Annotated in this window: 19 protein-coding genes and 1 riboswitch; of the genes, 6 read left to right on the top strand and 13 right to left on the bottom strand. The window is 72.6% G+C overall.

The genetic code is table 11. From position 1 onward, the window contains the following. Window positions 1–232: 232 nt before the first annotated feature. On the bottom strand, window positions 233–1,471 hold the full coding sequence (locus DWB77_RS09870; protein ID WP_120720893.1) for a sensor histidine kinase: 1,239 nt from the start codon (window positions 1,469–1,471) through the stop codon (window positions 233–235). 5 nt (window positions 1,472–1,476) lie between these two features. After that, window positions 1,477–2,130: a response regulator transcription factor gene (locus DWB77_RS09875; protein ID WP_120720894.1), complete on the bottom strand. Its 654-nt coding sequence runs from the start codon at window positions 2,128–2,130 to the stop codon at window positions 1,477–1,479. A 344-nt stretch (window positions 2,131–2,474) separates the two neighbouring features. Between DWB77_RS09875 and DWB77_RS37690 the strand changes: the two genes are divergently transcribed. Next, window positions 2,475–2,639 (top strand): hypothetical protein, encoded by a 165-nt coding sequence (locus DWB77_RS37690; protein ID WP_162952490.1) that lies wholly within the window; start codon window positions 2,475–2,477, stop codon window positions 2,637–2,639. 86 nt (window positions 2,640–2,725) lie between these two features. Here DWB77_RS37690 and DWB77_RS09880 read toward each other — a convergent pair whose 3' ends face one another. Both DWB77_RS09880 and DWB77_RS09885 read right to left on the bottom strand, forming a co-directional pair. Continuing rightward, complete coding sequence (locus tag DWB77_RS09880; RefSeq protein WP_120720895.1) at window positions 2,726–3,526, bottom strand: inositol monophosphatase family protein; 801 nt, start codon at window positions 3,524–3,526, stop codon at window positions 2,726–2,728. Window positions 3,527–3,536: 10 nt separating this feature from the next. Next, window positions 3,537–4,694 (bottom strand): ferrochelatase, encoded by a 1,158-nt coding sequence (locus DWB77_RS09885; RefSeq protein ID WP_120720896.1) that lies wholly within the window; start codon window positions 4,692–4,694, stop codon window positions 3,537–3,539. 151 nt (window positions 4,695–4,845) lie between these two features. On the opposite strand from DWB77_RS09885, the gene DWB77_RS09890 reads away from it, so the two are divergent. Next, window positions 4,846–6,087: an MFS transporter gene (locus DWB77_RS09890; protein WP_120720897.1), complete on the top strand. Its 1,242-nt coding sequence runs from the start codon at window positions 4,846–4,848 to the stop codon at window positions 6,085–6,087. Then, complete coding sequence (locus DWB77_RS09895; RefSeq protein WP_120720898.1) at window positions 6,053–7,366, top strand: D-arabinono-1,4-lactone oxidase; 1,314 nt, start codon at window positions 6,053–6,055, stop codon at window positions 7,364–7,366. Before DWB77_RS09890 ends, DWB77_RS09895 begins: the two co-directional genes overlap by 35 nt. Before the next feature lie 51 nt (window positions 7,367–7,417). On the opposite strand, the gene DWB77_RS09900 is transcribed toward DWB77_RS09895, so the two are convergent. Next, window positions 7,418–8,479: a hypothetical protein gene (locus DWB77_RS09900; RefSeq protein ID WP_246033483.1), complete on the bottom strand. Its 1,062-nt coding sequence runs from the start codon at window positions 8,477–8,479 to the stop codon at window positions 7,418–7,420. Window positions 8,480–8,977: 498 nt separating this feature from the next. Between DWB77_RS09900 and sepH the strand changes: the two genes are divergently transcribed. Continuing rightward, window positions 8,978–10,027 carry a septation protein SepH gene (gene sepH / locus DWB77_RS09905; RefSeq protein WP_120720899.1) on the top strand — a complete coding sequence of 350 codons (1,050 nt, stop codon included), beginning with the start codon at window positions 8,978–8,980 and terminating at the stop codon, window positions 10,025–10,027. A 153-nt stretch (window positions 10,028–10,180) separates the two neighbouring features. Here the strand turns inward: sepH and DWB77_RS09910 are convergent, their stop codons facing one another. Further along, entirely contained in the window at window positions 10,181–11,029 is an 849-nt protein-coding gene (locus tag DWB77_RS09910; RefSeq protein ID WP_120720900.1) for a sulfurtransferase, read from the bottom strand. Between the two features lie 214 nt (window positions 11,030–11,243). On the opposite strand from DWB77_RS09910, the gene DWB77_RS09915 reads away from it, so the two are divergent. Then, on the top strand, window positions 11,244–12,017 hold the full coding sequence (locus tag DWB77_RS09915; RefSeq protein ID WP_120720901.1) for a VOC family protein: 774 nt from the start codon (window positions 11,244–11,246) through the stop codon (window positions 12,015–12,017). A gap of 82 nt (window positions 12,018–12,099) precedes the next feature. Here the strand turns inward: DWB77_RS09915 and DWB77_RS09920 are convergent, their stop codons facing one another. From DWB77_RS09920 to DWB77_RS09935, 4 genes are all read right to left on the bottom strand, one after another. Then, window positions 12,100–12,762 carry a thymidine kinase gene (locus DWB77_RS09920; protein WP_120720902.1) on the bottom strand — a complete coding sequence of 221 codons (663 nt, stop codon included), beginning with the start codon at window positions 12,760–12,762 and terminating at the stop codon, window positions 12,100–12,102. A gap of 41 nt (window positions 12,763–12,803) precedes the next feature. Further along, complete coding sequence (locus DWB77_RS09925) at window positions 12,804–13,991, bottom strand: alkaline phosphatase family protein (protein WP_120720903.1); 1,188 nt, start codon at window positions 13,989–13,991, stop codon at window positions 12,804–12,806. Beyond that, on the bottom strand, window positions 13,991–14,578 hold the full coding sequence (locus DWB77_RS09930) for a DUF5998 family protein (protein ID WP_120720904.1): 588 nt from the start codon (window positions 14,576–14,578) through the stop codon (window positions 13,991–13,993). The genes DWB77_RS09925 and DWB77_RS09930 overlap by 1 nt, the downstream gene beginning before the upstream one ends. 82 nt (window positions 14,579–14,660) lie before the next feature. Continuing rightward, on the bottom strand, window positions 14,661–17,498 hold the full coding sequence (locus DWB77_RS09935; RefSeq protein WP_174248530.1) for a bifunctional GNAT family N-acetyltransferase/acetate--CoA ligase family protein: 2,838 nt from the start codon (window positions 17,496–17,498) through the stop codon (window positions 14,661–14,663). Between the two features lie 152 nt (window positions 17,499–17,650). Here DWB77_RS09935 and DWB77_RS09940 point away from each other — a divergent pair, with 152 nt between their 5' ends. Next, complete coding sequence (locus tag DWB77_RS09940; RefSeq protein ID WP_120720905.1) at window positions 17,651–17,932, top strand: HPr family phosphocarrier protein; 282 nt, start codon at window positions 17,651–17,653, stop codon at window positions 17,930–17,932. 199 nt (window positions 17,933–18,131) lie between these two features. Here the strand turns inward: DWB77_RS09940 and DWB77_RS09945 are convergent, their stop codons facing one another. The 3 genes from DWB77_RS09945 to DWB77_RS09955 all read right to left on the bottom strand — a co-directional run bounded on the left by DWB77_RS09945 (window position 18,132) and on the right by DWB77_RS09955 (window position 21,507). After that, window positions 18,132–18,809 (bottom strand): GntR family transcriptional regulator, encoded by a 678-nt coding sequence (locus DWB77_RS09945; protein WP_120720906.1) that lies wholly within the window; start codon window positions 18,807–18,809, stop codon window positions 18,132–18,134. A 191-nt stretch (window positions 18,810–19,000) separates the two neighbouring features. Beyond that, window positions 19,001–19,765: a M23 family metallopeptidase gene (locus DWB77_RS09950; protein WP_120720907.1), complete on the bottom strand. Its 765-nt coding sequence runs from the start codon at window positions 19,763–19,765 to the stop codon at window positions 19,001–19,003. 13 nt (window positions 19,766–19,778) lie between these two features. Continuing rightward, window positions 19,779–19,939: riboswitch (cyclic di-AMP (ydaO/yuaA leader) on the bottom strand. Window positions 19,940–20,142: 203 nt separating this feature from the next. Continuing rightward, window positions 20,143–21,507 carry a M16 family metallopeptidase gene (locus DWB77_RS09955; RefSeq protein ID WP_120727604.1) on the bottom strand — a complete coding sequence of 455 codons (1,365 nt, stop codon included), beginning with the start codon at window positions 21,505–21,507 and terminating at the stop codon, window positions 20,143–20,145. Between the last annotated feature and the right edge of the window lie 5 nt (window positions 21,508–21,512).

Below are 21,512 nucleotides of genomic sequence, written 5' to 3' on the forward strand. Positions count from 1 at the left end.
TCGGGACCGTACACGGTCCTAATGTCGCACTTCACCGGTGCCATCTCGTGTACTTCCCGTTATCTCACCCCCCGGAAACCCGTACTTTTCCCGGGATTCCAGGGGATTCGGCGATCACGGAGAGTAGGTGACCGGAAGTTTGCCTTTGTGACTGATCACACACGAAACTCACAGGGAAAGGTCCCGAAAATTCCGCGCAAAGCGAACTGTCACAACAGCTCCGAGCAGCGTCTCAGACCGGCAGGGTGACACGCATCACGAGGCCGCCGCCTTCGCGGGGCTCCGCGATGATACGGCCTCCATGGGCCCGCGCGACCGACCGGGCGATGGACAGGCCAAGACCGACGCCCTTGTCGCTGCCGGTGCGCTCGGTGCGCAGCCGCCGGAACGGCTCGAAGATGTTGTCGATCTCGTACGCCGGGACCACCGGCCCCGTATTGGTCACGATCAGCGTCGCCTGGCCGTCCTTGAGCGCGGTGACGACCTCGACCCAGCCGTCCTCGGGGGCGTTGTAGCGGACCGCGTTCTGGACCAGGTTGAGGGCGATGCGCTCCAGGAGCACGCCGTTGCCCTGGACCACGGCCGCGGCCCGCTCGCCGCGGATCTCGACGCCCTTGGCCTCGGCCTCGGTCCTGGCCTGGTCGATGGCGCGGGAGGCGACCTCGGCGAGGTCCACGGGCTTGCGGTCGATGATCTCGTTGTCGCTGCGGGCGAGCAGCAGCAGGCCCTCCACGAGCTGTTCGCTGCGCTCGTTGGTGGCGAGCAGCGTCTTGCCGAGCTGCTGGAGCTCCACCGGGGCGCCGGGGTCGGACAGGTGCACCTCCAGGAGCGTGCGGTTGATCGCCAGCGGGGTGCGCAGCTCGTGGGATGCGTTGGCGACGAAGCGCTGCTGGGCGGTGAAGGCCCGCTCCAGGCGGTCCAGCATCTCGTCGAAGGTGTCGGAGAGCTCCTTGAGCTCGTCGTCGGGGCCGTCGAGCTCGATGCGCCGGGTCAGGTCCGTGCCGGCCACGCGGCGCGCGGTCCGGGTGATCCTGCCGAGCGGCGACAGGACCCGGCCGGCCATCGCGTACCCGAACGCGAAGGCGATGACGCTGAGGCCGACGAGGGCGAGCAGGGAGCGGCTGAGGAGGTTGTCCAGGGCGTGCTGGCGCTGCTGGGCCATGCAGACGCCGATCGCGTCGTTGATCTCCTGGAAGGTGCCCGACGCGGGGAGCTGACAACTGCCGCTGGACAGCGTGATGTTCTGACCCCCCATGATCTTGAAGGGGGCGCTGCCCGCGTGCAGGGCCTGGGCGGCGAGCAGGTAGATGATCGAGAGGAGCAGTATCCCCGCGATCATGAACATGCCGCCGTAGAGCAGCGTCAGACGTATGCGGATGGTGGGCCTGAGCCAGGGAAAGGGCGGTTCGGCCGACTTCGGGGCCCAGGCCGGCTTCGGGGGCGCCGTGGGCGGCGCGGGGGTGGCGGCCATCGCCGTCAGATCCGGTAACCCGAGCCCGGCACGGTGACGATCACCGGGGGCTCGCCGAGCTTGCGGCGCAGGGTCATGACGGTGACCCGCACGACGTTGGTGAACGGGTCGGTGTTCTCGTCCCAGGCCTTCTCCAGGAGCTGCTCGGCCGACACCACCGCGCCTTCGCTGCGCATGAGGACTTCCAGGACGGCGAACTCCTTGGGCGCGAGCTGGATCTCCCTGCCCTCGCGGAAGACCTCCCGGCGGTTGGGGTCCAGCTTGATGCCGGCCCGTTCCAGGATGGGCGGCAGCGGCACGGTGGTGCGCCGGCCGAGCGCACGCACCCGGGCGGTCAGCTCGGTGAAGGCGAAGGGCTTGGGCAGGTAGTCGTCCGCGCCGATCTCCAGGCCCTCGACCCGGTCGCTGACGTCCCCGGCCGCGGTCAGCATCAGGACGCGGGTGGGCATGCCCAGCTCGACGATCTTGCGGCAGACGTCGTCGCCGTGGACGTTCGGCAGGTCCCGGTCGAGCACCACCACGTCGTAGTCGTTCACCCCGATCCGCTCCAGGGCCGCGGCGCCGTCGTACACGACGTCGACGGCCATGGCCTCCCGGCGCAGTCCGGTGGCCACCGCATCGGCGAGCAGCTGCTCGTCCTCGACGACGAGTACGCGCACGGCGCATTTCCTTCCCTAGGGACCCACGTCGCCGCGGGCGGATCGGTGCACTGAACCAGTGACTGTGAGCTTCCATCCTGCCCCTTACGGCCATAAACCGGCGGTAAGGCGGTGCGGGGCCGCGCTCCGCCGCTCACCTGCGAATTTCGGCCGAACCGGACGGGCGTAGCGGGAATGAACAGGATTGGCGCGGCAGTTGAGGTTTCTTTGAGAGTGGGCTTGGGGAGGACGATTGCACACCCCGCGATCACGTCCTGTATGTGGCATGCCACATCGTCACGTCGTGGTCGCGACCCACCGTCGGCACAGTCCTGTGCCACCGACCCACGACGAGGGGGCGCACCATGGACGCTTTCACCGCAGGACTGCTGCATCGCATAAGGACCACGGAAACCGACCTCACACGGGCACGCGAGACCGGCGACGACTTCCTCGCCGACGTCGAGCAGGCGGAGCTGGACGACCTGCGTCGTCTGGCCGCCGAGCACGGCGTGGAGGTAGCCGCGTAGCCGGCAGGCCCCAACCCATCCGGGAAACCCCGGCGCCCTGGGACGGCGCCGGGGTTTCGTCATGCCGGGGGCCGCGTCCGGAGCCCTCAGTCGTGCCAGGCCCCGTACTCCTCCAGGAGCCCCTGGAGCGGGCCGAAGAGCTCCGGGGAGGCGGCGACCGTCAGCTCGCGGGAGGGGGCCGCGCCGGGCCGGCCGCCGGTCAGGGCGCCGGCCTCGCGGGCGATGAGGTCGCCGGCCGCCAGGTCCCAGGGGTTGAGGCCGCGCTCGTAGTACGCGTCGAGCCGCCCGGCCGCCACGTCGCACAGGTCGATCGCCGCCGAGCCGCCGCGGCGGATGTCACGGAAGCGCGGGATCAGCCGCCGGGCCACTTCGGCCTGGTGGGCGCGTACGGCCTCGACGTAGGCGAAGCCGGTCCCCACCAGGGACTGGGACAGCGGGGCCGGAGGGCGGCAGCGCAGCGGCCGCTCGCCCTCGAAGGCGCCGCCGCCGAGGACCGCGTGGTAGGTCTCGCCGCGCATCGGGGCGGCGACCACGCCCGCGACCCGCTCGCCGTGCTGTTCGGCGGCGATGGAGACGGCCCAAGTGGGCAGCCCGTACAGGTAGTTGACGGTTCCGTCGAGCGGGTCGATGACCCAGCGGATGCCGCTGGTGCCCTCGCTGGAGGCGCCCTCCTCGCCGAGGAAGCCGTCGTGCGGGCGGTGCTCGGCTAGGTAGCCGGTGATCAGCTTCTCGGCGGCGATGTCCATCTCGGTCACCACGTCGATGGGGCTGGACTTGGTGGCGGCGACGGCGAGATCGGCCGGACGGCCGTCGCGCAGCAGCTCACCGGCGCGCCGCGCGGCCTCCAGGGCGAGGCCGAGCAGTTCGCGGTGCAGGGGGTCGGTCATGGGGGCTCCCTTACGCGTACGGGCTGTCGGCGCCGGCGGCCGCGGGCTTGGCGGCGCCGCGGGCGGCCGGGCAGCAGCCGACGGGGCACAGGTCGTGCGAGGGGCCGAGCGCGCCGAGCGCACACCGCTGGGCGGGCTGCCCCCGCTCGATCGCGGCGCGCTCGACGACCAGCTCGCGCACGGCCGCGGCGAAGCGGGGATCGGCGCCGACGGTCGCGGAGCGGGCGATGGGCAGGCCGAGTTCGGCGGCCTTGGCGGTGGCCTCCGTGTCGAGGTCGTAGAGGACCTCCATGTGGTCGGAGACGAAGCCGATGGGGACCATGACGACGGCCGGGGCCCCCGCGCCGTGCAGCGCCTCCAGGTGGTCGCAGATGTCGGGTTCCAGCCAGGGGATGTGCGGGGCGCCGGAGCGGGACTGGTAGACGAGCTCCCAGGGCCGCTCGACGCCGGTCTCGGCGCGGACCGCGTCGGCGATCACACGCGCCACGTCGAGGTGCTCGCGTACGTAGGCGCCGCCGTCGCCGTGCTCTTCGACGGGGCCCGAGGTGTCCGCGGCGGCGGTGGGGATGGAGTGCGTGGTGAAGGCGAGGTGGGCGCCCGCGCGGACGTCCTCGGGCAGTTCGGCCAGCGAGGCGAGCACGCCGTCGATCATGGGACGGACGAAGCCGGGGTGGTTGAAGTAGTGCCGCAGCTTGTCGACCCTGGGCACCGCGAGGCCTTCGGCCTCCAGGGTGGCCAGGGCCTCGGCGAGGTTCTCGCGGTACTGCCGGCAGCCCGAGTACGAGGCGTAGGCGCTGGTGGTGAGGACCGCGATGCGGCGGTGGCCTTCGGCGACCATCTCGCGCAGGGTGTCGGTGAGGTAGGGCGCCCAGTTCCGGTTGCCCCAGTGGACGGGCAGGTCCAGGCTGTTGTCGGCGAAGTCCTTGCGCAGCGCGTCCAGTAGCGCGCGGTTCTGGTCGTTGATGGGGCTCACCCCGCCGAACAGGAAGTAGTGCTGCCCCACCTCCTTGAGCCGCTCCTTGGGGATGCCGCGGCCGCGCGTCACGTTCTCCAGGAACGGGACCACGTCGTCGGGGCCCTCGGGGCCGCCGAAGGAGAGCAGCAGCAGGGCGTCGTACGGGGCGGCGGCCGCGGCCGCTCCGGGAGCTGGATCACGCAGTTCGGACATGACTCGATCCTGCCATCCGCCTCGGACAGGCACGGTGCCGAGCCGGGGGAAGCGGGCGGATCGGGTCGGAAAAGGCGGTGCGGCGGGCCAATTCAGCATCGTAAGCTTTAGAGGTCAATTACACGCGTCACGCCGGATCCGGGAGCCCCCGTTGCCCAGTCCCTACCGCGCGATCTTCGCCGCCCCCGGCACCAAGGGGTTCTCCGCCGCCGGACTCATCGGCCGGATGCCGCTGTCGATGATGGGCATCGGCATCGTGACCATGGTGTCCCAGCTCACCGGCCGCTACGGCCTGGCCGGGGCGCTCTCGGCGACGCTCGCCATGGCGGCCGCCGTGGTCGGCCCCCAGATATCCCGGCTCGTGGACCGGCACGGCCAGCGCCGGGTGCTGCGCCCGGCCACCGCCATCGCCGTCGCCGCCGTCGCCGGGCTCCTGGTCTGCGCCCAGCAGAGCGCCCCGGACTGGACCCTGTTCGTCTTCGCGGCGGGCGCGGGCTGCGTGCCGAGCGTGGGGTCGATGGTGCGGGCCCGCTGGGCCGAGATCTTCCGCGGCGACTCCCAGAACCTGCACACGGCGTACTCGTGGGAGTCGATCGTCGACGAGCTGTGCTTCATCCTCGGGCCGATCCTGTCCATCGGGCTCTGCACGGCCTGGTTCGCCGAGGCGGGCCCTTTGATCGCCGCCTGCTTCCTGGTGGCCGGGGTCTGCTGGCTGACCGCCCAGCGCGGCACCGAACCCGTACCGCATCCGCGCGAGCACCACACCGGCCGCTCCGCGATGGGCTCGCGCGGCCTTCAGGTGCTGGTCGCCACCTTCGTCGCCACCGGGGCCGTCTTCGGCTCCGTCGACGTGGTCACCGTGGCCTTCGCCGACGAGCGCGGCCACAAGGCGATGGCGAGCCTGGTGCTCGCCGTGTACGCGCTCGGCTCCTGCCTGGCGGGAGCGGTGTTCGGGCTGCTCCGCCTCAAGGGCGCGGCGTCCACCAGGTGGCTGGTGGGTGTCTGCGCGATGGCCGTGAGTATGATCCCGCTCCAACTGGCCGGGAGCCTGCCGTTCCTTGCCGTGGCGCTCTTTGTCGCGGGCCTGTTCATCGCGCCGACGATGGTGACGACGATGGCCCTGGTCGAACAGCACGTACCGCGCAGCAAGCTCACCGAGGGCATGACCTGGACCAGTACCGGGCTCGCGGTCGGTGTGGCGCTCGGCTCCTCCGCCGCCGGTTGGGTGGTGGACGCGGCGGGCGCGCAGGCGGGGTACCTGGTGTCCGGCGTGTCGGGAACGCTCGCGGCGGCGGTGGCGTTCCTGGGGTACCGCCGGCTTCGCAGGCCGGTGCCGCATCGGGAGGGGCTCGCAGCAGATGAGCGGAGCGAACAGCAACAGCACCTGGCGTAACTGGGCGGGGAACATCACCGCGCGGCCGGCGAGGGCGGTGTCACCGGCCTCCACGGCCGAACTCGCGGATGTCGTACGCCGGGCCGCGGAGCAGGGTCTGACGGTGAAGGCGGTCGGCACCGGCCACTCCTTCACGGCCGCCGCCGCCACCGACGGCGTGCTCATACGCCCCGATCTGCTGACCGGCATCCGCGAGCTGGACCGCGCCGCGATGACCGTCACCGTCGAGGCCGGCACCCCCTTGAAGCGGCTGAACGCCGCGCTCGCCAGGGAGGGCCTGTCGCTCACCAACATGGGCGACATCATGGAGCAGACGGTGGCGGGCGCCACCAGCACCGGCACGCACGGCACCGGGCGGGACTCGGCCTCGATCGCCGCCCAGATCACGGCACTTGAGCTGGTCACCGCCGACGGCTCGCTCCTGACCTGCTCGCCCGAGGAGAACCCGGAGGTCTTCGCGGCGGCCCGGATCGGGCTCGGGGCGCTCGGCGTGGTCTCCGCGATCACGTTCGCCGTGGAGCCGATCTTCCTGCTCACGGCGCGCGAGGAGCCGATGGCCTTCGACCGGGTCACCGCCGAGTTCGAGGAACTCTTCGCGGAGAACGAGCACTTCGAGTTCTACTGGTTCCCGCACACCGGCAACTGCAACACCAAGCGCAACAACCGCAGCGCCGGGCCCGCCGCCCCGCCCGGCAGGGTCCGCGGATGGATCGACGACGAGTTCATGTCCAACGGGCTCTTCCAGGTGGTGTGTTCGCTCGGCCGGGCGGTGCCGGCCACCATCCCGGCCGTCGCCAAGGTCTCCAGCCGGGCACTCTCGGCCCGCACCTACACCGACATTCCGTACAAGGTCTTCACAAGTCCGCGCCGGGTGCGGTTCGTCGAGATGGAGTACGCCCTGCCCCGTGAGGCGGCCGTCGGCGCGCTGCGCGAGGTCAAGGCGCTCGTGGAGCGTTCGCCGCTGCGTGTGAGCTTCCCGGTCGAGGTCCGTACCGCCCCCGCCGACGACATCGCGCTCTCCACCGCCTCGGGCCGCGAAACCGCCTACATAGCCGTGCACATGTACCGGGGGACGCCGCACCAGGCGTACTTCACCGCGGTGGAGCGCATCATGACCGCACACGGGGGCCGCCCCCACTGGGGCAAGCTGCACACCCAGGACGCGGCCTACTTCGCGAAGGCGTACCCGCGCTTCGCCGAGTTCACCGCGGTACGCGACCGGCTGGACCCGGAGCGCCGCTTCACCAACGCCTATCTGCGGCGCGTCCTGGGCGACTGAAGCGGGCCCCGACCCACGGGGGTCGGGGCCCTCAGGGCTCGGGCCTCGGGCCTACGGGGTCGGGGTCGCGCCGGACTTCGGGGTGTTGGGGTCGACCGGAGCGACGGAGCCGTCGCCCGTTCCGGACCCCTTCGAACCGGACGGCGTGGGCGTCGGGGTCGGCGTCGTGCCGCCCGAACCGGACCCGGAGCCCGAACCCGAGCCCGAACCCGTGGACTTGGAGGGGGACGGCGTGGGCGAGGGATCCTTCGTCGCGGGGTCCGTGCCGGTCGACCCCGTGCCGTGGCCGGTGCTCGGCGTCGGCGAACCACCGGTGTCGGGCGAGGGGTGGTGGCGCTCCCCGGGGCCCTCGGGCGTCGCGGGCTTCTGCTTCGTGGAGCCCCCGGTGAACACGGACTGCAAGGTGGTTCCGTTGCCGTTGCCGCCGACCTCGCCGCCGGAGACCAGTTCGAAGGCGGTGATGCCACCCATCGACACCCCGAAGACGACGGCCGCGGCGAGCAGCGGCCGCTTCCACCCGCGCAGCCGGGTGCCGTGCACGGTCGCCTCGTTGAACTCCTTGGCGGGGCCGGCGCCGGGCGGCAGCGAGGACCCGTCGACCGCCTTGAGCATCTGGGTGCGGTCGGCGCCGGCTTGCGGCAGCAGGTGGGTACGGTCGGCGTCCGCCCGCGGAAACAGGTGGGTGCGGTCCGCCTCGGCCTGTGGGAGCAGGTGGGTGCGGTCCGCGTCCGCCCGCGGGAGGAGCCGAGTGCGGTCCGTCTCGGCCTGACCGAGCAGTTGGGTGCTCTCCGCCTCGGCCGCCGGCGGCGGCGCCGTCTCGTCCTTGGCCCCCTTGAAGGGGGAGACCACCGGCACCTGGCGCGAGCCGACCTTGGCGTGGACCGTCACCTCGCGCAGTTGCTCGCCGGTCCGTTTGAAGAAGTGCTGGAAGACGGTGCCCCCGCAGGTGGCGACCACGCTCACCACGCCGGCACCGACGAACGTTCCGTACACGCCCAGCGTGGAGGCGAGCACCGCCGCGGTGACGGCGGCGAGTGCACTTCCCGCGACTTGGGGCACGCTCAGGTCTATGCGCTTCTTGTCTTCGGTCCCGGTGTCCGGCTTGTCACCCATCCCCAGCCTCTGTTCGCCTTTCTGGTCCGTCTTGCACTGAGAAAGGACATTTGAGCGAAAGGATTAGTTCCGATTCAGGGGATTGTGTGAAGCAGGACACGTGGGGGCCGGGCGGGGACGCGCCACGCCGGGCTCAACTCCCGTACCCGGCGAGAACTTCGGCGGCGTGCCGGTCCACCCAGGTGGCCCGAATGGAGTACTGTGGCGAGCCCTGGGCCCCGGGTCCCACACGGGTATCCGGGACTTCGGGAGGGGGCCGAAAGCGGCACTCGAACCGGCGGCGCCGCGGCACCGCACGGGGGCCTGCTGCACAGAGTGAGCACCACAGTCACTCTGCGTTGCGAAGAGGTAACCGTGCCATAACGGCGTTCCAGGGCCCATGCCCGACACGCCGGGCAACTCGGCAATGTTGTGGCAGGCTGCACCCGGGCAGGCCACACTCGACTAGCGGAAGCAGCGACGCACGTGACGTCGGCAGGCACCACCCGGGAGGTCCCCATGCCCGAACTGCGTGTCGTGGCCGTCTCCAACGACGGCACACGACTGGTGCTCAAGGCTGCGGACAGCACGGAGTACACGCTTCCGATCGACGAGCGGCTCCGGGCCGCCGTGCGCAACGACCGAGCCCGCCTCGGCCAGATCGAGATCGAGGTGGAGAGCCACCTCCGGCCGCGCGACATCCAGGCCCGTATACGAGCAGGTGCCTCCGCCGAGGAGGTCGCCCAGTTCGCCGGCATCCCGGTCGACCGCGTACGCCGCTTCGAAGGGCCCGTGCTCGCGGAGCGCGCCTTCATGGCCGAGCGGGCGCGCAAGACCCCCGTGCGGCGCCCCGGCGAGAACACCGGACCCCAGCTCGGCGAGGCCGTCCAGGAGCGGCTGTTGCTGCGCGGCGCCGACAAGGAGAGCGTCCAGTGGGATTCCTGGCGCCGTGACGACGGCACCTGGGAAGTCCTGCTCGTGTACCTGGTCGCGGGCGAGCCGCACTCCGCGAGCTGGACCTACGACCCGCCGCGCCGGCTCGTGCAGGCCGTCGACGACGAGGCCCGCTCGCTGATCGGCGAGTCCGACGACACCATCACCACGGTCCCCGAGCCGAGCTTCCCGTTCGTGCCGCGGATCGCCCGGCTGCCCCGGGACCGGCCGCTGGACCGGGCCCTGGACCGGCAGTTGGAGCGTCCCTCGCCGCCGCCACCGCCCGAGCCGGTGGTGGACGACAGCGACTCGCTGACCAGCCTGCTCGAAGCGGTGCCGAGCTTCCGCGGCGACATGGTCGTGCCCGAGCGGCCGTCGCTGCCGCCCGAGCCGCCCGAGACCGATCCCGCCGCCGAGCCGGAGGTCGAGGAGCCGCCGGCTCCGGCCGCTTCGGCGGGGGCGGGCGCGGCGTACGCGGACGTCCTGATGCCCCGCACCGTGGCCGGCCACCGCGACCGGCTCACCGGCACCACCGACCGTCAGGCCGAGGCGGACGGGGTCCGTCCCGGCCGGCGCGCCGCGGTGCCCAGCTGGGACGAGATCGTGTTCGGTACGCGGCGCAAGAAGCAGGACTAAGCAGCCCGCTCCGGCCGCGCGACCGGCGGCCCGTCCCGCGCCCACGCCGCGGCCGGGCCGGCGGGCCCGGGCACTGCGCCGGGCGGCCGCACCCCGCGTGCGCCCGGCCCCCGTTGAGGAACGCGCGCCCGTGCGGGCCGCCGGGCCCGCCCGCTACTGCGGGTCCGCTCCCGTGGCGACCGGGCGGGACTCGTCCGAGGACCACTCGGACCACGAACCGGCGTACAGCGCCGCCGGGATGCCCGCGACGGCGAGCGCCAGGACCTCGTGGGCGCCCGAGACGCCGGAGCCGCAGTACACGCCGACCTCGGTGTCGAAGGCGCCGAGGTCCTTGAAGCGGACGACCAGGTCGTCGACGGGCAGCAGCCGGCCGTCCGGGCCCACGTTCTCGGTGGTCGGCGCCGAGAGGGCGCCCGGGATGTGGCCCCCGACCCGGTCGATCGGCTCCACCTCCCCGCGGTAGCGCTCCCCCGCGCGGGCGTCCAGGAGCACCCCGGTGCGGGCGAGCTCCGCGGCCCCGTCCGCGTCGAGGAGCTTGAGCGCGCCGGGTACGGGCTGGAAATCGCCCTCGGCGGGGGTGGGGATCTCGGTGGAGAGCTCGCCCGTCCACGCGGCCAGGCCGCCGTCCAGGACCCGCACGTCCTCGTGGCCCGTCCAGCGCAGCAGCCACCAGGCACGGGCGGCGGCCCACCCCTGCCCGCCGTCGTACACGACGACCGGTGTCCCCGCCGACACGCCCGCCCGCCGCATCACCCGTCCGAATTCGGCCACGTCCGGCAGCGGGTGGCGGCCGCCGGATCCGGGCGGCCCGGCCAGTTCCGCGTCCAGGTCGACGAAGACGGCGCCGGGCAGATGTCCCGCCTCGTACGCGGCACGGCCATCGAAAGGAGCTGCGCCGGTCGCCTTCGCCATGCTCAACTGCCAGCGGATGTCGAGCAGTACCGGCGGGCGCGGGCCGACGGTCTCGGCCGCCAGTTCGGGTGCGGTGATGATGGCATTCATGGGGTCATCCTCGCGCAGAGTCCGCCGGCAAGGGAACGCCCCCGAAAGGACGGAAGGCGGCAAAACGAGCATCCTGCCGCCGGAACGCGCCAATGCGGCGCGGCCGGGGCGCTTGGCGGCGCCGGTGGTGGAAGCATCGGCAAGGGTGTGCGGGTCCCGTGGACCGCACCGCCCAGGCAGCAGCAGTATGGCGACGGCCGAGGAGAGAGTGACGATGACCCTGTCGGAGACCCGGCGCACACCAGGCACGCCCTGCTGGGTGAGTCTCATGGTGCACGGTCTGGCCGCGACCCAGGAGTTCTACGGGGCACTGTTCGGCTGGGAGTTCAGCCCCGGCCCGCAGCAGCTCGGACCGTACGTCCGCGCGCTCCTCGACGGCGAGGAGGTGGCCGGCATCGGGCAGTTGCCGCCCGACCGCCATCTGCCGATCGCCTGGACCACCTATCTGGCGACCGACGACGCGGACGTGACGGCCGAGACGATCCGGAGCTGCGGCGGCACCGTGGGCGTCGGCCCGCTGGACGCGGGCGAGGCCGGCCGGATGGCGATCGCCTCGGACCCGGTCGGCGCGGTCTTCGGGATCTGGCAGGGCGGTGAGCACATCGGCGCCGCCGTCGCGGGCACGCCCGGCACCCCGGCTTGGAACGAACTGATCACGCGCGAGACCTCGGCGGTCGCCAAGTTCTACCAGGCGCTGTTCGGCTATGACGTCCAGGCGGTCGTCCCGGCCGAGTTCGACCACGTGACGCTCCAGCTGGAGGGTCGCCCGGTCGCCTCGCTGCACGGGGTGGGCAACGCCCTGGCCCGCGACAAGGGCGCGCACTGGATGACGTACTTCGAGGTCGCGGACGTCGATGAGGCGGCCGTGCGGGTCGTCGACCTCGGCGGCCGGGTGATCCGGCAGACGCGTGAGGAGGCGAGGGGCCGGGTGGCGACGGTCGCCGACCCCGAGGGCGCCGTCTTCTCGCTCCTGCACGCGCGCGCCTGACCCAACTGCCCGCTCCTGTACGGGTGTTGCGGTGCGGGCACCCGGGACCGGAGCGCTGGCGGCGTCGCGGCGGCCCGGCGCCTCAGGCGCGGGCGGCCTCGGCGTCGACCGGCAGGACGTCCGGGGAGAGGGCCGCGGCGCGAGCCGCGGCGGCCGTCATGCGGCGGCGGTGGTGGCGCCGGCACAGCACCTCGTAGCCGATCTCGTCGGCGGCCTGGTTGACGTCGCCGACGACGACCTGGGCGCCCTCCACGACCATCTGGCCGCCTATGGTGCGGGCGTTGTGGGTGGCGCGGGCGCCGCACCAGCACAACGCCTCCACCTGGAGCACCTCGACCCGGTCGGCGAGTTCGACGAGCCGCTGGGAGCCGGGGAACAGCTTGGAGCGGAAGTCGGTGGTGATGCCGAAGGCGAAGACGTCGAGTTCGAGGTCGTCGACGACCCTGGCGAGCTGGTCGATCTGCTCGGGCGCCAGGAACTGCGCCTCGTCCGCGATGACATAGTCGCAGCGGCCGCCCTTGGAGAGGTGGGCGACGAGGTAGGCGTAGAAATCGAAGCCGTCGGCGGCCTCGACCGCGTCGGTCACCAGGCCGAGCCGGGACGACAGCTTGCCCACGCCGGCCCGGTCGTCCCGCGTGAAGATCATGCCCTGGAGGCCGCGCGCGGAGCGGTTGTGCTCGATCTGAAGAGCGAGGGTGCTCTTTCCGCAGTCCATGGTTCCGGAGAAGAACACCAGCTCGGGCATGGGGAGTTGACGGCCTTTCAGATTTGGGGAGGGAGGGGTGCTTACGAGCGTACTTCGAGGAGCGGTACGAGCTGTTCCACCGGGGTCATCGAGCCGTGGTTGCCGACCATCAGCGACTCGTGGGGCTCGCGCCGCGAGGCGGTGATGACGACGTCGTCGTGGGCGGCGGCGACCACGTCGCCGATCCGCCCGTACACCCGCTCGTCGATGTGGGGGCCGAACCAGCCCGCCGCGATGGCCTCGTCGCGGCTCGCCACCCAGAACTGCTCGCCCAGCACCTCGCGCCAGCAGGTCAGCACGTCCGCCTGGGCGCCCGGCACCGCGTACACATGGCGGGCCCGGCCCTCGCCGCCGAGCAGGGCGACCCCGGCGCGCAGCTCCCAGTCCTCGTCGAAGTCGATGCGGGACTGCTCGTCGAAGGGGATGTCGATCATGCCGTGGTCGGCGGTGATGTACAGGGCCGCGCGGGGCGGCAGTTGCTCGGCCAGGCGCTGGGCGAGCCGGTCGACGTACATCAACTGTCCACGCCAGGCGTCCGAGTCGACCCCGAAGCGATGGCCCTTGCCGTCCACTTCGGAGTAGTACGTGTAGACCAACGACCGGTCGCCCGCGGCGAGTTGGGCCGCCGCGAGATCCATGCGCTCCTCGCCGGAGAGCTTGCCCCGGAAGGTGCCGCCGCTGAGCGCGACCTTGGTGAGCGGGGTGTGCTCGAAGTCCGGTGAGGACACCTGCGCGGTGTGCACGCCGGCCCGGTCGGCGAGGTGGAAGACGGTGGGGTGGGGCTGCCAGACGTGCGGGTCGGTCCAGGGCTTCCAGCGGAGCTGGTTCATCAGCTCGCCGCTGTCCGGGTCGCGCACGGTGTAGCCGGGAAGCCCGTGCTCGCCGGGCGCGAGGCCCGTGCCGACCGAGGCGAGCGAGGTCGCGGTGGTGGCCGGGAATCCGGCGGTCAGGGGCCGGCCGCTGCCGCCGCGCGAGGTGGCGAGCAGGGAGTGCAGATACGGGGCCTCGTCCGGGTGGGCCTTGATCTGCTCCCAGCCGAGGCCGTCGATCAGGAAGACGCAGTTGCGGTCTGCGGGGGTGAGGCCGGCGATGCGCTGCTCGAAGCCGGGGACGCCCTGGCCCGCCACGAGGGTGGGGAGCAGATCGGCGAGCGAGCCGGTGCCGTACTCGGGGACGGGCGCGGTGTCGAGGGCGAGGGGTTCTGGATCCTGCCAGGCCGGCTGGGCCATCAGCGGCCGGTCGCCGCGGTCGCCTCGGACAGCGCCTGGGCGAAGGCCAGGGTCTGGCGGACCGTGTCGGGTCCGTCGCCGGCCTCGCTGACGCGCAGGCTCAGATCGTCGGCGGTGGAGTTGCCGGTGTAGCCGTGGTCGGCGTCGCAGTTGGGGTCGCCGCAGGCGGCGGGCTCCAGGTCGAGCCGCGCGACCGCGCCCCAGCCGATGGTCAGGACGACCTCGCGGGGCAGCGTGCCGGGCGTGTACGACTCCGGGTTGGCGACGACGCGGCTCACCACGACCGAGGAGATCCGGCCGAGCTTCACGGACTCGGTGGAGGTGGTCGCGTACGGCGTCGGGGAGCTGGTGTCCGCGTTCTGCTCGTCGGTGTGGCTGACGATGAAGCGGTTGTCGGTGAGCACGAGGACCGTCACATGGCGGCGTACCTCGTTGGCGTCGAAGGTGGTCTCCTGGTGCACGAGGAACGACGCGATCGGCTCGCCGCCGACTGCGGCCTCCACCGCCTCGGCCACAAGGGCCGGGTAGTAGCCGCTGCGCTCGATCGCCGCGCGGAGCCCCTGGGTCGTCGTACCGGTCTTCGCCATGGGGTCCATCTTAAGCGCCCGCCGGGGGGCGACGGCCCTGGCGCCCGTGGCGGGGGCCCTGGCGACGCCCCGAGGGGGGTTCTCAGTAGCTGGGCAGGTGTCGGGGGCCGAGGTCCGTGCGGGGCGGGGCGGGGGCGAGGCGGACGTTCGCGCCGAGCACCGACAGGCCGTGCTGGGCGACGATGACGGGCTCAAGACCCACCGCGACGACCTCGGGGTGGTCGTCGACCAAGCGCGACACCCGCAGCAGCAGCTCTTCCAGCGCGGGGGTGTCGACGGGCGCGGAGCCGCGCCAGCCGAACAGGAGCGGCGCGGTCCTGATCGAGCGGAGCAGCTCGTGGGCGTCGCGGTCGGTGGCGGGGATCAGCCGGTGCGCGGTGTCGCCGAGCAGCTCGGAGGCGGCGCCCGCGAGTCCGAAGGACAGCACCGCGCCGATCGCCGAGTCGATGGAGGCGCGCACGACCGTGTCCACACCGCGCGGGACCATCGCCTGCACGACCGGCATCAGCTCCTCGGGCTTGCCGAGCGCGGCGCTCAACTCGGCGTAGGCGCGGGCGAGTTGGTGCTCGTCCGCCAGGTCGAGGCGTACGCCGCCGAGGTCGGGGCGGTGGCGCAGGTGCGGGGCGGTGGTCTTCAGGGCGACGGGGTAGCCGAGGCGACGGGCGGCCTCGACGGCGCGCTCCGGGTCGGGCGCGGGCAGCGTGGGATGCACGGCGATGCCGTACCGGGCGAGCAGTTCCTCGGCCTTGGGGGCGGACAGGGTCAGACCGCGGGGGTCGGGGTCCGGGCCGAGGAGACGCTCGATCAGCGCGGCGGCGCCCGTCTCGTCGATGTCGTCGTACTCCCCCGCCTTGCCGGGCTCGGCCGCCTCCCGGCGCCACCGCGCATAGCGAACGGCCTCCGCGAGGGCGCGCACCGCGCGTTCGGCGGCGGGGTAGGCGGGAATGCGGCGTGCCTCACGGCGCGGGGAGGGGTCGGCGGGGCTGTGTTGCGGGGCCGTTGGCGGCGCGGGCTGGGCGGTGGGGCGGGGCGGCGTGATCGGGGTGGGCGGGCGAAGGGCCGTTCTGGCCGCCGCCGACAGGGCCTCGGCCAGGCCGCCGATCTCCACGTGGACCACCGCGACCGGCTTCGCGGGCGCGGTCGCGGCGGCCTCGCGCAGGGCGTCCGCGAGGACCTGGCCGTCGCCGGTCTCCATCGCCCCGTGCTCGCCGACCCAGGGAATCGCGGTGACCACGACCGCGTCGCAGGCGTCGTCCGCGAGGGCGGCCACCAGCGCCGCGCGGAAGTCCGCGGGGGTCGCGCCGGTGGTCAGGTCGAGGGGCTTGAGCGGACGCAACCCCTCGGTCAGACAGGCGTCGTAGGTGAGCAGGCCGAGCGATTCGGAGTTGCCGAGGATCGCCACGCGCGGCCCGGCCGGGAGCGGCTGGCCCGCCAGCAGCAGGCCCGCGTCGACGAGTTCGGTGACGGTGTCGACCAGGATCACTCCCGCCTGGCGCAGCAGCGCCGAGACGGTGGCGTCCGGCACCCGGGTCACCGGGACGGCGTGGCCCGGCGGGGTCGCGCCGCTGTGCCGGGCGCCCTTGACCACCACGACGGGTTTGGCGGCGGCGGTGCGGCGGGCGAGGCGGGTGAACTTCCTCGGGTTGCCGATGGATTCGAGGTAGAGCAGCACCACATCGGTGTCCGGGTCCTCGTACCAGTACTGGAGGAAGTCGTTGCCGGAGAGGTCCGCGCGGTTGCCGCTGGAGATGAACGTCGACAGGCCCGCGCCGCGCCGGTACAGGCCCGACAGGAGGGCGATGCCGATGGCGCCGGACTGGGTGAACAGGCCGATCCGGCCCGCGGGCGGGGCCTCGGGGGCCAGCGAGGCGTTCAGCCGCACCCCTTGCGCGGTGTTGATGATCCCGAACGCGTTGGGGCCGATCAGCCGCATCCCGTACGAGCGGGCCTGGCGGACCAGGGCGCGCTGGCGCTCCCTGCCCGGCGCGCCGCTCTCCGCGTACTGGGCGGACAGGACGAGAAGCCCCTGGACGCCGTGCTCACCGCAGTCGGCGACGGCCTCGGGCACCCGTTCGGCGGGCACGGCGAGGATCGCGAGGTCCACCGGTTCGCCGATCGCGCCGAGGCCGGTGTGGGCCGGGACGCCCTCGATCTCGTGCGGGCCGGGGCCGAGCGCCTTGTTCACGGCGTGGACGCGTCCGGTGAACCCCGCGTCCAGGAGGTTGCGCAGGACCGCGCGCCCGACGCCGCCGGGGGCGCGGCCCGCGCCGATGACCGCGACCGAGCCGGGCGCGAGCAGGCGCCGCACGGATCGCGCCTCGGCGCGGTGCTCGCGGGCGCGCTGCACGGCGAGCGACTCGATGGTGGGTTCCAGATCGAGGGTGAGGTGGACCGAGCCGTCCTCGAAGGAGCGCTTCTGCTGGTAGCCGGCGTCCGTGAACACCTTGATCATCTTGTTGTTGGCCGGCAGTACCTCGGCGGCGAACCGTCTGATCCCGCGCTCACGGGCGACCGCCGCGATGTGTTCGAGCAGGGTGGAGGCGACGCCCCTCCCCTGGTGCGCGTCCTGGACCAGGAAGGCCACCTCGGCCTCGTCGGCGGGGGCGGATGCGGGCCGGCCCTGGGCGTTGATGCGGTCGTAGCGGACGGTCGCGATGAACTCGCCGCCGACGGTGGCGGCAAGGCCGACCCGGTCGACGTAGTCGTGATGGGTGAAGCGGTGGACGTCCTTCGCGGAGAGCCGCGGGTAGGGCGCGAAGAAGCGGTAGTACTTCGACTCGTCGGAGACCAGCTCGTAGAAGGAGACGAGCCGCTCGGCGTCCTCGGTGGTGATGGGCCTGATGCGCGCGGTGCCGCCGTCGCGGAGCACCACGTCGGCCTCCCAGTGAGCGGGGTACGCGGGGTCGGACGCCGTCGTCATACCGAAAGCGTACGGGTCGCGGGGCCCTACGGGTCGGGGCAAGGTGGGGAAGGCCGATCGGCGGCGCATCCGGGTCCAAGGTCGGTACGAGCACCGCACACCCCATGAGAGACTGGTCTAGACAACCGTCAGAGATTTCGAAGGGCAACACCATGGCTGAGCGCCGCGTCAACGTCGGCTGGGCCGAGGGCCTGCACGCCCGCCCCGCGTCCATCTTCGTCCGTGCCGCCACGGCTGCCGGAGTCCCCATGACGATCGCCAAGGCCGACGGCAACCCGGTCAACGCCGCGTCCATGCTGGCGGTCCTCGGCCTCGGCGCCCAGGGCGGCGAGGAGATCGTGCTGGCCTCCGACGCCGAGGGCGCGGACGCCGCGCTCGACCGACTGGCCAAGCTGGTCGCCGAGGGCCTCGACGAGCTCCCCGAGACCGTCTGACCCGGCCGGCCTCACAGCGAAGGGACCGCGGGGCCCGCACAGGGCTCGGCGGTCCTTTTCCGCTCTCCCGGCGCGGCCGTACGCGTAATTTTTCCGGCGCGGCCATGCGCGCAATATGCGCGGCCCTGTGCGCCATCAACGAATTCCGGGCAGCACTGTGCGGCGCCCCTCGACGCATTCCTTGTATACGACGGTGCTGTTAAGCGCGGGCTCTTTTCGTGTTGACGGCAGATTGCGGAGATCTCACCGCCACGGACGTGCGCAGCCGATGGGCGGAAAAGGAACGCTCGGCGTGGAGCGCCGTGAGCGAGCGGGCGCGCTCCGCGTCGCCGCGGGCCACCGCGTCGGTGATCGCGCCGAGTTCGGCCCAGGCCTCGGCGGGCCGGGGCGGCGTCTCGACCACGTACATCCAGGCGATCTTGTGCCGCAACTGCGTGAGCGTCGCGATCAGTCCGGGGCTTACGGAGGCCTGGGTGAGCGTCTCGTGGAACCAGCCGCCGAGCGAGCGCAGGTCGTCGCCCTGACCGCGCGCGGCCCGGTCCTGACCCAGCCTCACCAGGCCGCGCAGCACCTTGAGATGGGCCTCGGTGCGGCGCCGCGCGGCGCGCGCGGCGGCCAACGGCTCGACCAGGGCGCGCAGTTCGAGGAGATCGACGGCCTCCACCTCGGTGGGCTCCGCCACCCACGCCCCGGCGTGCCTGCGGGTGGTCACGAACCCCTCGGCCTCCAGGGTGCGCAGGGCTTCGCGCACCGGGACGCGGGAGACGCCGTAACGGCGCGCGAGGACGTCCTCGATGAGCCGGCTGCCGCGCGCCAGGACACCCGAGACGATGTCGTCGCGCAGTGCCGTGCTTATCGAATGCGCCGGAATACTCATGACCGGACCTCCGCCTGGATTCCCGCGCAACGCGGTCGATCGACATCTGTTCGGCGACTCTATTCCAGGCTTTGTTAATTCCCGGTGACATGGCGGAACCGATGGATATCTTCCGGCCAACGCGAAGGCCCCCGGCGGTGGATGCCGGGGGCCTTCGGGATGCTCGGGGTGCCGCGCGGGAGCGGGACGTCTCAGACGGTGACGCCGTGCGAGCGCAGATAGGCGATCGGGTCGATGTCCGAGCCGTACTCCGGGCCGGTGCGGGCCTCGAAGTGGAGGTGCGGGCCCGTGGTGTTGCCGGTGTTGCCCGAGAGCGCGATCTGCTGGCCCGGCTCGACGGTCTGCCCGACGGAGACCTGGATGACCGAGAGGTGGCCGTACTGGGTGTACGTGCCGTCGTTCATCCGGATCACGATGTTGTTGCCGTAGGCGCCACCGTCACCGGCCTCGACGACGGTGCCCAGACCCACGGCGTGCACCGAAGTGCCGATCCCCGCATGGAAGTCGATGCCCGTGTGGCTACCGGAGGACCACAGGGATCCGCCGGTCTTGTAGCCGGTGGACACATAACTGCCCGCTATGGGGGCCACGAACGAGTTGAGACGCTTGCGCTCGGCCTCACGGGCGGCGCGCTCCTTGGCCTCGCGGGCCTCCTGGGCGCGCTGCTCGGCCGCGCGCTTGGCGGCGGCCTCGGCCGCGGCCTGCGCCTGGGCCTTCGCCGCGGCCTGCTTCTGCGCGTCGGCCTGGGCTCCGAGCTGGTCGGCGAGGGAGTCGCCGATGACGATGGCCTGCGTCAGGCCGGTGTCGACGGTCGCAGTGGGAGCGGCGACGGCCGGCGAGGCGAGGGTGCCTACGACTCCGGCGGTGGCGAGGGTGGCGATGCCCGCGATGTTCGCGCTGCGGCGCGTCATTCGGCTGGGCGCGCGATGCTTCCCGGTGGCACGGGTGAACGCCATGGAGCGGCGGTGTCCTTTCCTTCCATCTCGCCTACCGGGTTAGCTGACGGGTTCGGAGCAGGAAGGTCTCCTACGGGCTCCTCCGCGGGCGGAGGCGTCCGATTCACCCCAGGGACTGAATGGGTCCCCGGCTCCCCTGGCTCGCGCCGTACGGGGACTCGGCGATCACTGTCCGGTGCCGCGGCTGCGACGGGTGGTGACGGACAGCGGGACTGACGCTAGACGTCTGATCTTTCAATCACCAAACAGACACCGGATTTTGTAGCGCACGCCACATGACAGACGGGCAACCTCTCCAATAAACCGGACATAAGGGGAGACCCCGGAGGCGCATCCGCCTCCGGGGTCCCTCGTGTATCCGCTCGCCCGCGCCTCAATCAGCCCGTGACAACGGTCACTTCGCCGATGCCGAGCGCCCGGACCGGCTCCGCGATCCGCGCGGCGTCGCCGACGAGGATCGTGACGAGACGGTCGGCGGGGAAGGCGTTGACGACCGCCGCCGTCGCCTCCACGGTGCCGGTCTCGGCGAGCTGGGCGTAGAGCCGGGCCTGGTAGTCGTCGGGCAGGAACTGCTCGACCTGGTCGGCCAGGGTGCCCGCGACGGCCGCCGCCGTCTCGTACTTGAGCGGGGCGACCCCGACCAGGTTCTGCACGGCGCTCTCGCGTTCGGCGTCCGTGAGGCCCTCGGCGGCCAGGGTGCGCAGCACCTTCCAGAGGTCCTCAAGGGCGGGGCCGGTGTTCGGGGTGTCGACCGAGCCGCTGATGGCGAGCATCGCGGCGCCGCCGTCCGGCCCCGAGCGCAGCACCTGGCCGAAGGCGCGGACCCCGTAGGTGTAGCCCTTCTCCTCGCGCAGCACGCGGTCCAGGCGGGAGGTGAGGGTGCCGCCCAGGCAGTACGTGCCGAGCACCTGGGCCGCCCACACGCGGTCGTGGCGGTCGGCTCCGATGCGGCCGATGAGCAACTGGGTCTGGACGGCGCCGGGGCGGTCCACGATGACGACCCGGCCCCTGTCGTCGGCGGTGATCGGCGGGACCGGGCGCGGCTCGGCCAGGTCGCCGGTCCAGTCCCCGAGGGTGTCCGCGAGGATCGCGTCGAGGTCGGTGCCCGACAGGTCGCCGACGACCACGGTGACGGTCGTCGCGGGCCGCACATACGCCTCGTAGAAGGAGCGCACCGCTGCCGCGTCGATGGCGGCCACGGTCTCCTCGGTGCCCTGGCGGGGCCGGGACATGCGGGCGGAGGCCGGGAAGAGCTCCTTGGAGAGCTGCTTGGCGGCGCGACGGGCCGGGTTGGCCTGCTCGTGCGGGATCTCGTCGAGCCGGTTGCGCACCAGACGCTCGATCTCGGTGTCGGCGAACGCGGGGGCCCGCAGCGCCTCGGCGAGCAGCGCGAGGGCCTTGGGCAGCCGCGAGACGGGCACTTCGAGGGAGACCCGGACGCCGGGGTGGTCGGCGTGCGCGTCGATGGTGGCGCCGCACCGCTCCAGCTCGGCGGCGAACTCCTCGGCGGAGTGCTTGTCGGTGCCCTCGGTCAGGGCGCGCGCCATGATCGTGGCGACACCGTCGAGGCCGGCGGGCTCGGCTTCCAGGGGCGCCGCGAGGAAGATCTCGACGGCGACGACCTGCTGGCCCGGCCGGTGGCAGCGCAGCACGGTCATGCCGTTGGGAAGCGTGCCGCGCTCGGGGGCCGGGAAGGCCCACGGCGTGGGGGTGCCGGCGGTCGGCCGGGGGTGGAACTCCATGGTCA

Source organism: Streptomyces hundungensis (genome assembly GCF_003627815.1).
GTDB lineage: Bacteria > Actinomycetota > Actinomycetes > Streptomycetales > Streptomycetaceae > Streptomyces > Streptomyces hundungensis_A.

What these genes read in the sequence shown, in the direction of transcription:
- DWB77_RS09870 (WP_120720893.1), bottom strand. Translation starts at nt 1,471, where the DNA reads ATGGCCGCCACCCCCGCGCCGCCCACGGCGCCCCCGAAGCCGGCCTGG.
- DWB77_RS37690 (WP_162952490.1), top strand. Translation starts at nt 2,475, where the DNA reads ATGGACGCTTTCACCGCAGGACTGCTGCATCGCATAAGGACCACGGAA.
- DWB77_RS09880 (WP_120720895.1), bottom strand. Translation starts at nt 3,526, where the DNA reads ATGACCGACCCCCTGCACCGCGAACTGCTCGGCCTCGCCCTGGAGGCC.
- DWB77_RS09885 (WP_120720896.1), bottom strand. Translation starts at nt 4,694, where the DNA reads ATGTCCGAACTGCGTGATCCAGCTCCCGGAGCGGCCGCGGCCGCCGCC.
- DWB77_RS09895 (WP_120720898.1), top strand. Translation starts at nt 6,053, where the DNA reads ATGAGCGGAGCGAACAGCAACAGCACCTGGCGTAACTGGGCGGGGAAC.
- DWB77_RS09900 (WP_246033483.1), bottom strand. Translation starts at nt 8,479, where the DNA reads ATGGGTGACAAGCCGGACACCGGGACCGAAGACAAGAAGCGCATAGAC.
- sepH (WP_120720899.1), top strand. Translation starts at nt 8,978, where the DNA reads ATGCCCGAACTGCGTGTCGTGGCCGTCTCCAACGACGGCACACGACTG.
- DWB77_RS09910 (WP_120720900.1), bottom strand. Translation starts at nt 11,029, where the DNA reads ATGAATGCCATCATCACCGCACCCGAACTGGCGGCCGAGACCGTCGGC.
- DWB77_RS09915 (WP_120720901.1), top strand. Translation starts at nt 11,244, where the DNA reads ATGACCCTGTCGGAGACCCGGCGCACACCAGGCACGCCCTGCTGGGTG.
- DWB77_RS09920 (WP_120720902.1), bottom strand. Translation starts at nt 12,762, where the DNA reads ATGCCCGAGCTGGTGTTCTTCTCCGGAACCATGGACTGCGGAAAGAGC.
- DWB77_RS09925 (WP_120720903.1), bottom strand. Translation starts at nt 13,991, where the DNA reads ATGGCCCAGCCGGCCTGGCAGGATCCAGAACCCCTCGCCCTCGACACC.
- DWB77_RS09930 (WP_120720904.1), bottom strand. Translation starts at nt 14,578, where the DNA reads ATGGCGAAGACCGGTACGACGACCCAGGGGCTCCGCGCGGCGATCGAG.
- DWB77_RS09935 (WP_174248530.1), bottom strand. Translation starts at nt 17,498, where the DNA reads ATGACGACGGCGTCCGACCCCGCGTACCCCGCTCACTGGGAGGCCGAC.
- DWB77_RS09940 (WP_120720905.1), top strand. Translation starts at nt 17,651, where the DNA reads ATGGCTGAGCGCCGCGTCAACGTCGGCTGGGCCGAGGGCCTGCACGCC.
- DWB77_RS09945 (WP_120720906.1), bottom strand. Translation starts at nt 18,809, where the DNA reads ATGAGTATTCCGGCGCATTCGATAAGCACGGCACTGCGCGACGACATC.
- DWB77_RS09950 (WP_120720907.1), bottom strand. Translation starts at nt 19,765, where the DNA reads ATGGCGTTCACCCGTGCCACCGGGAAGCATCGCGCGCCCAGCCGAATG.
- DWB77_RS09955 (WP_120727604.1), bottom strand. Translation starts at nt 21,507, where the DNA reads ATGGAGTTCCACCCCCGGCCGACCGCCGGCACCCCCACGCCGTGGGCC.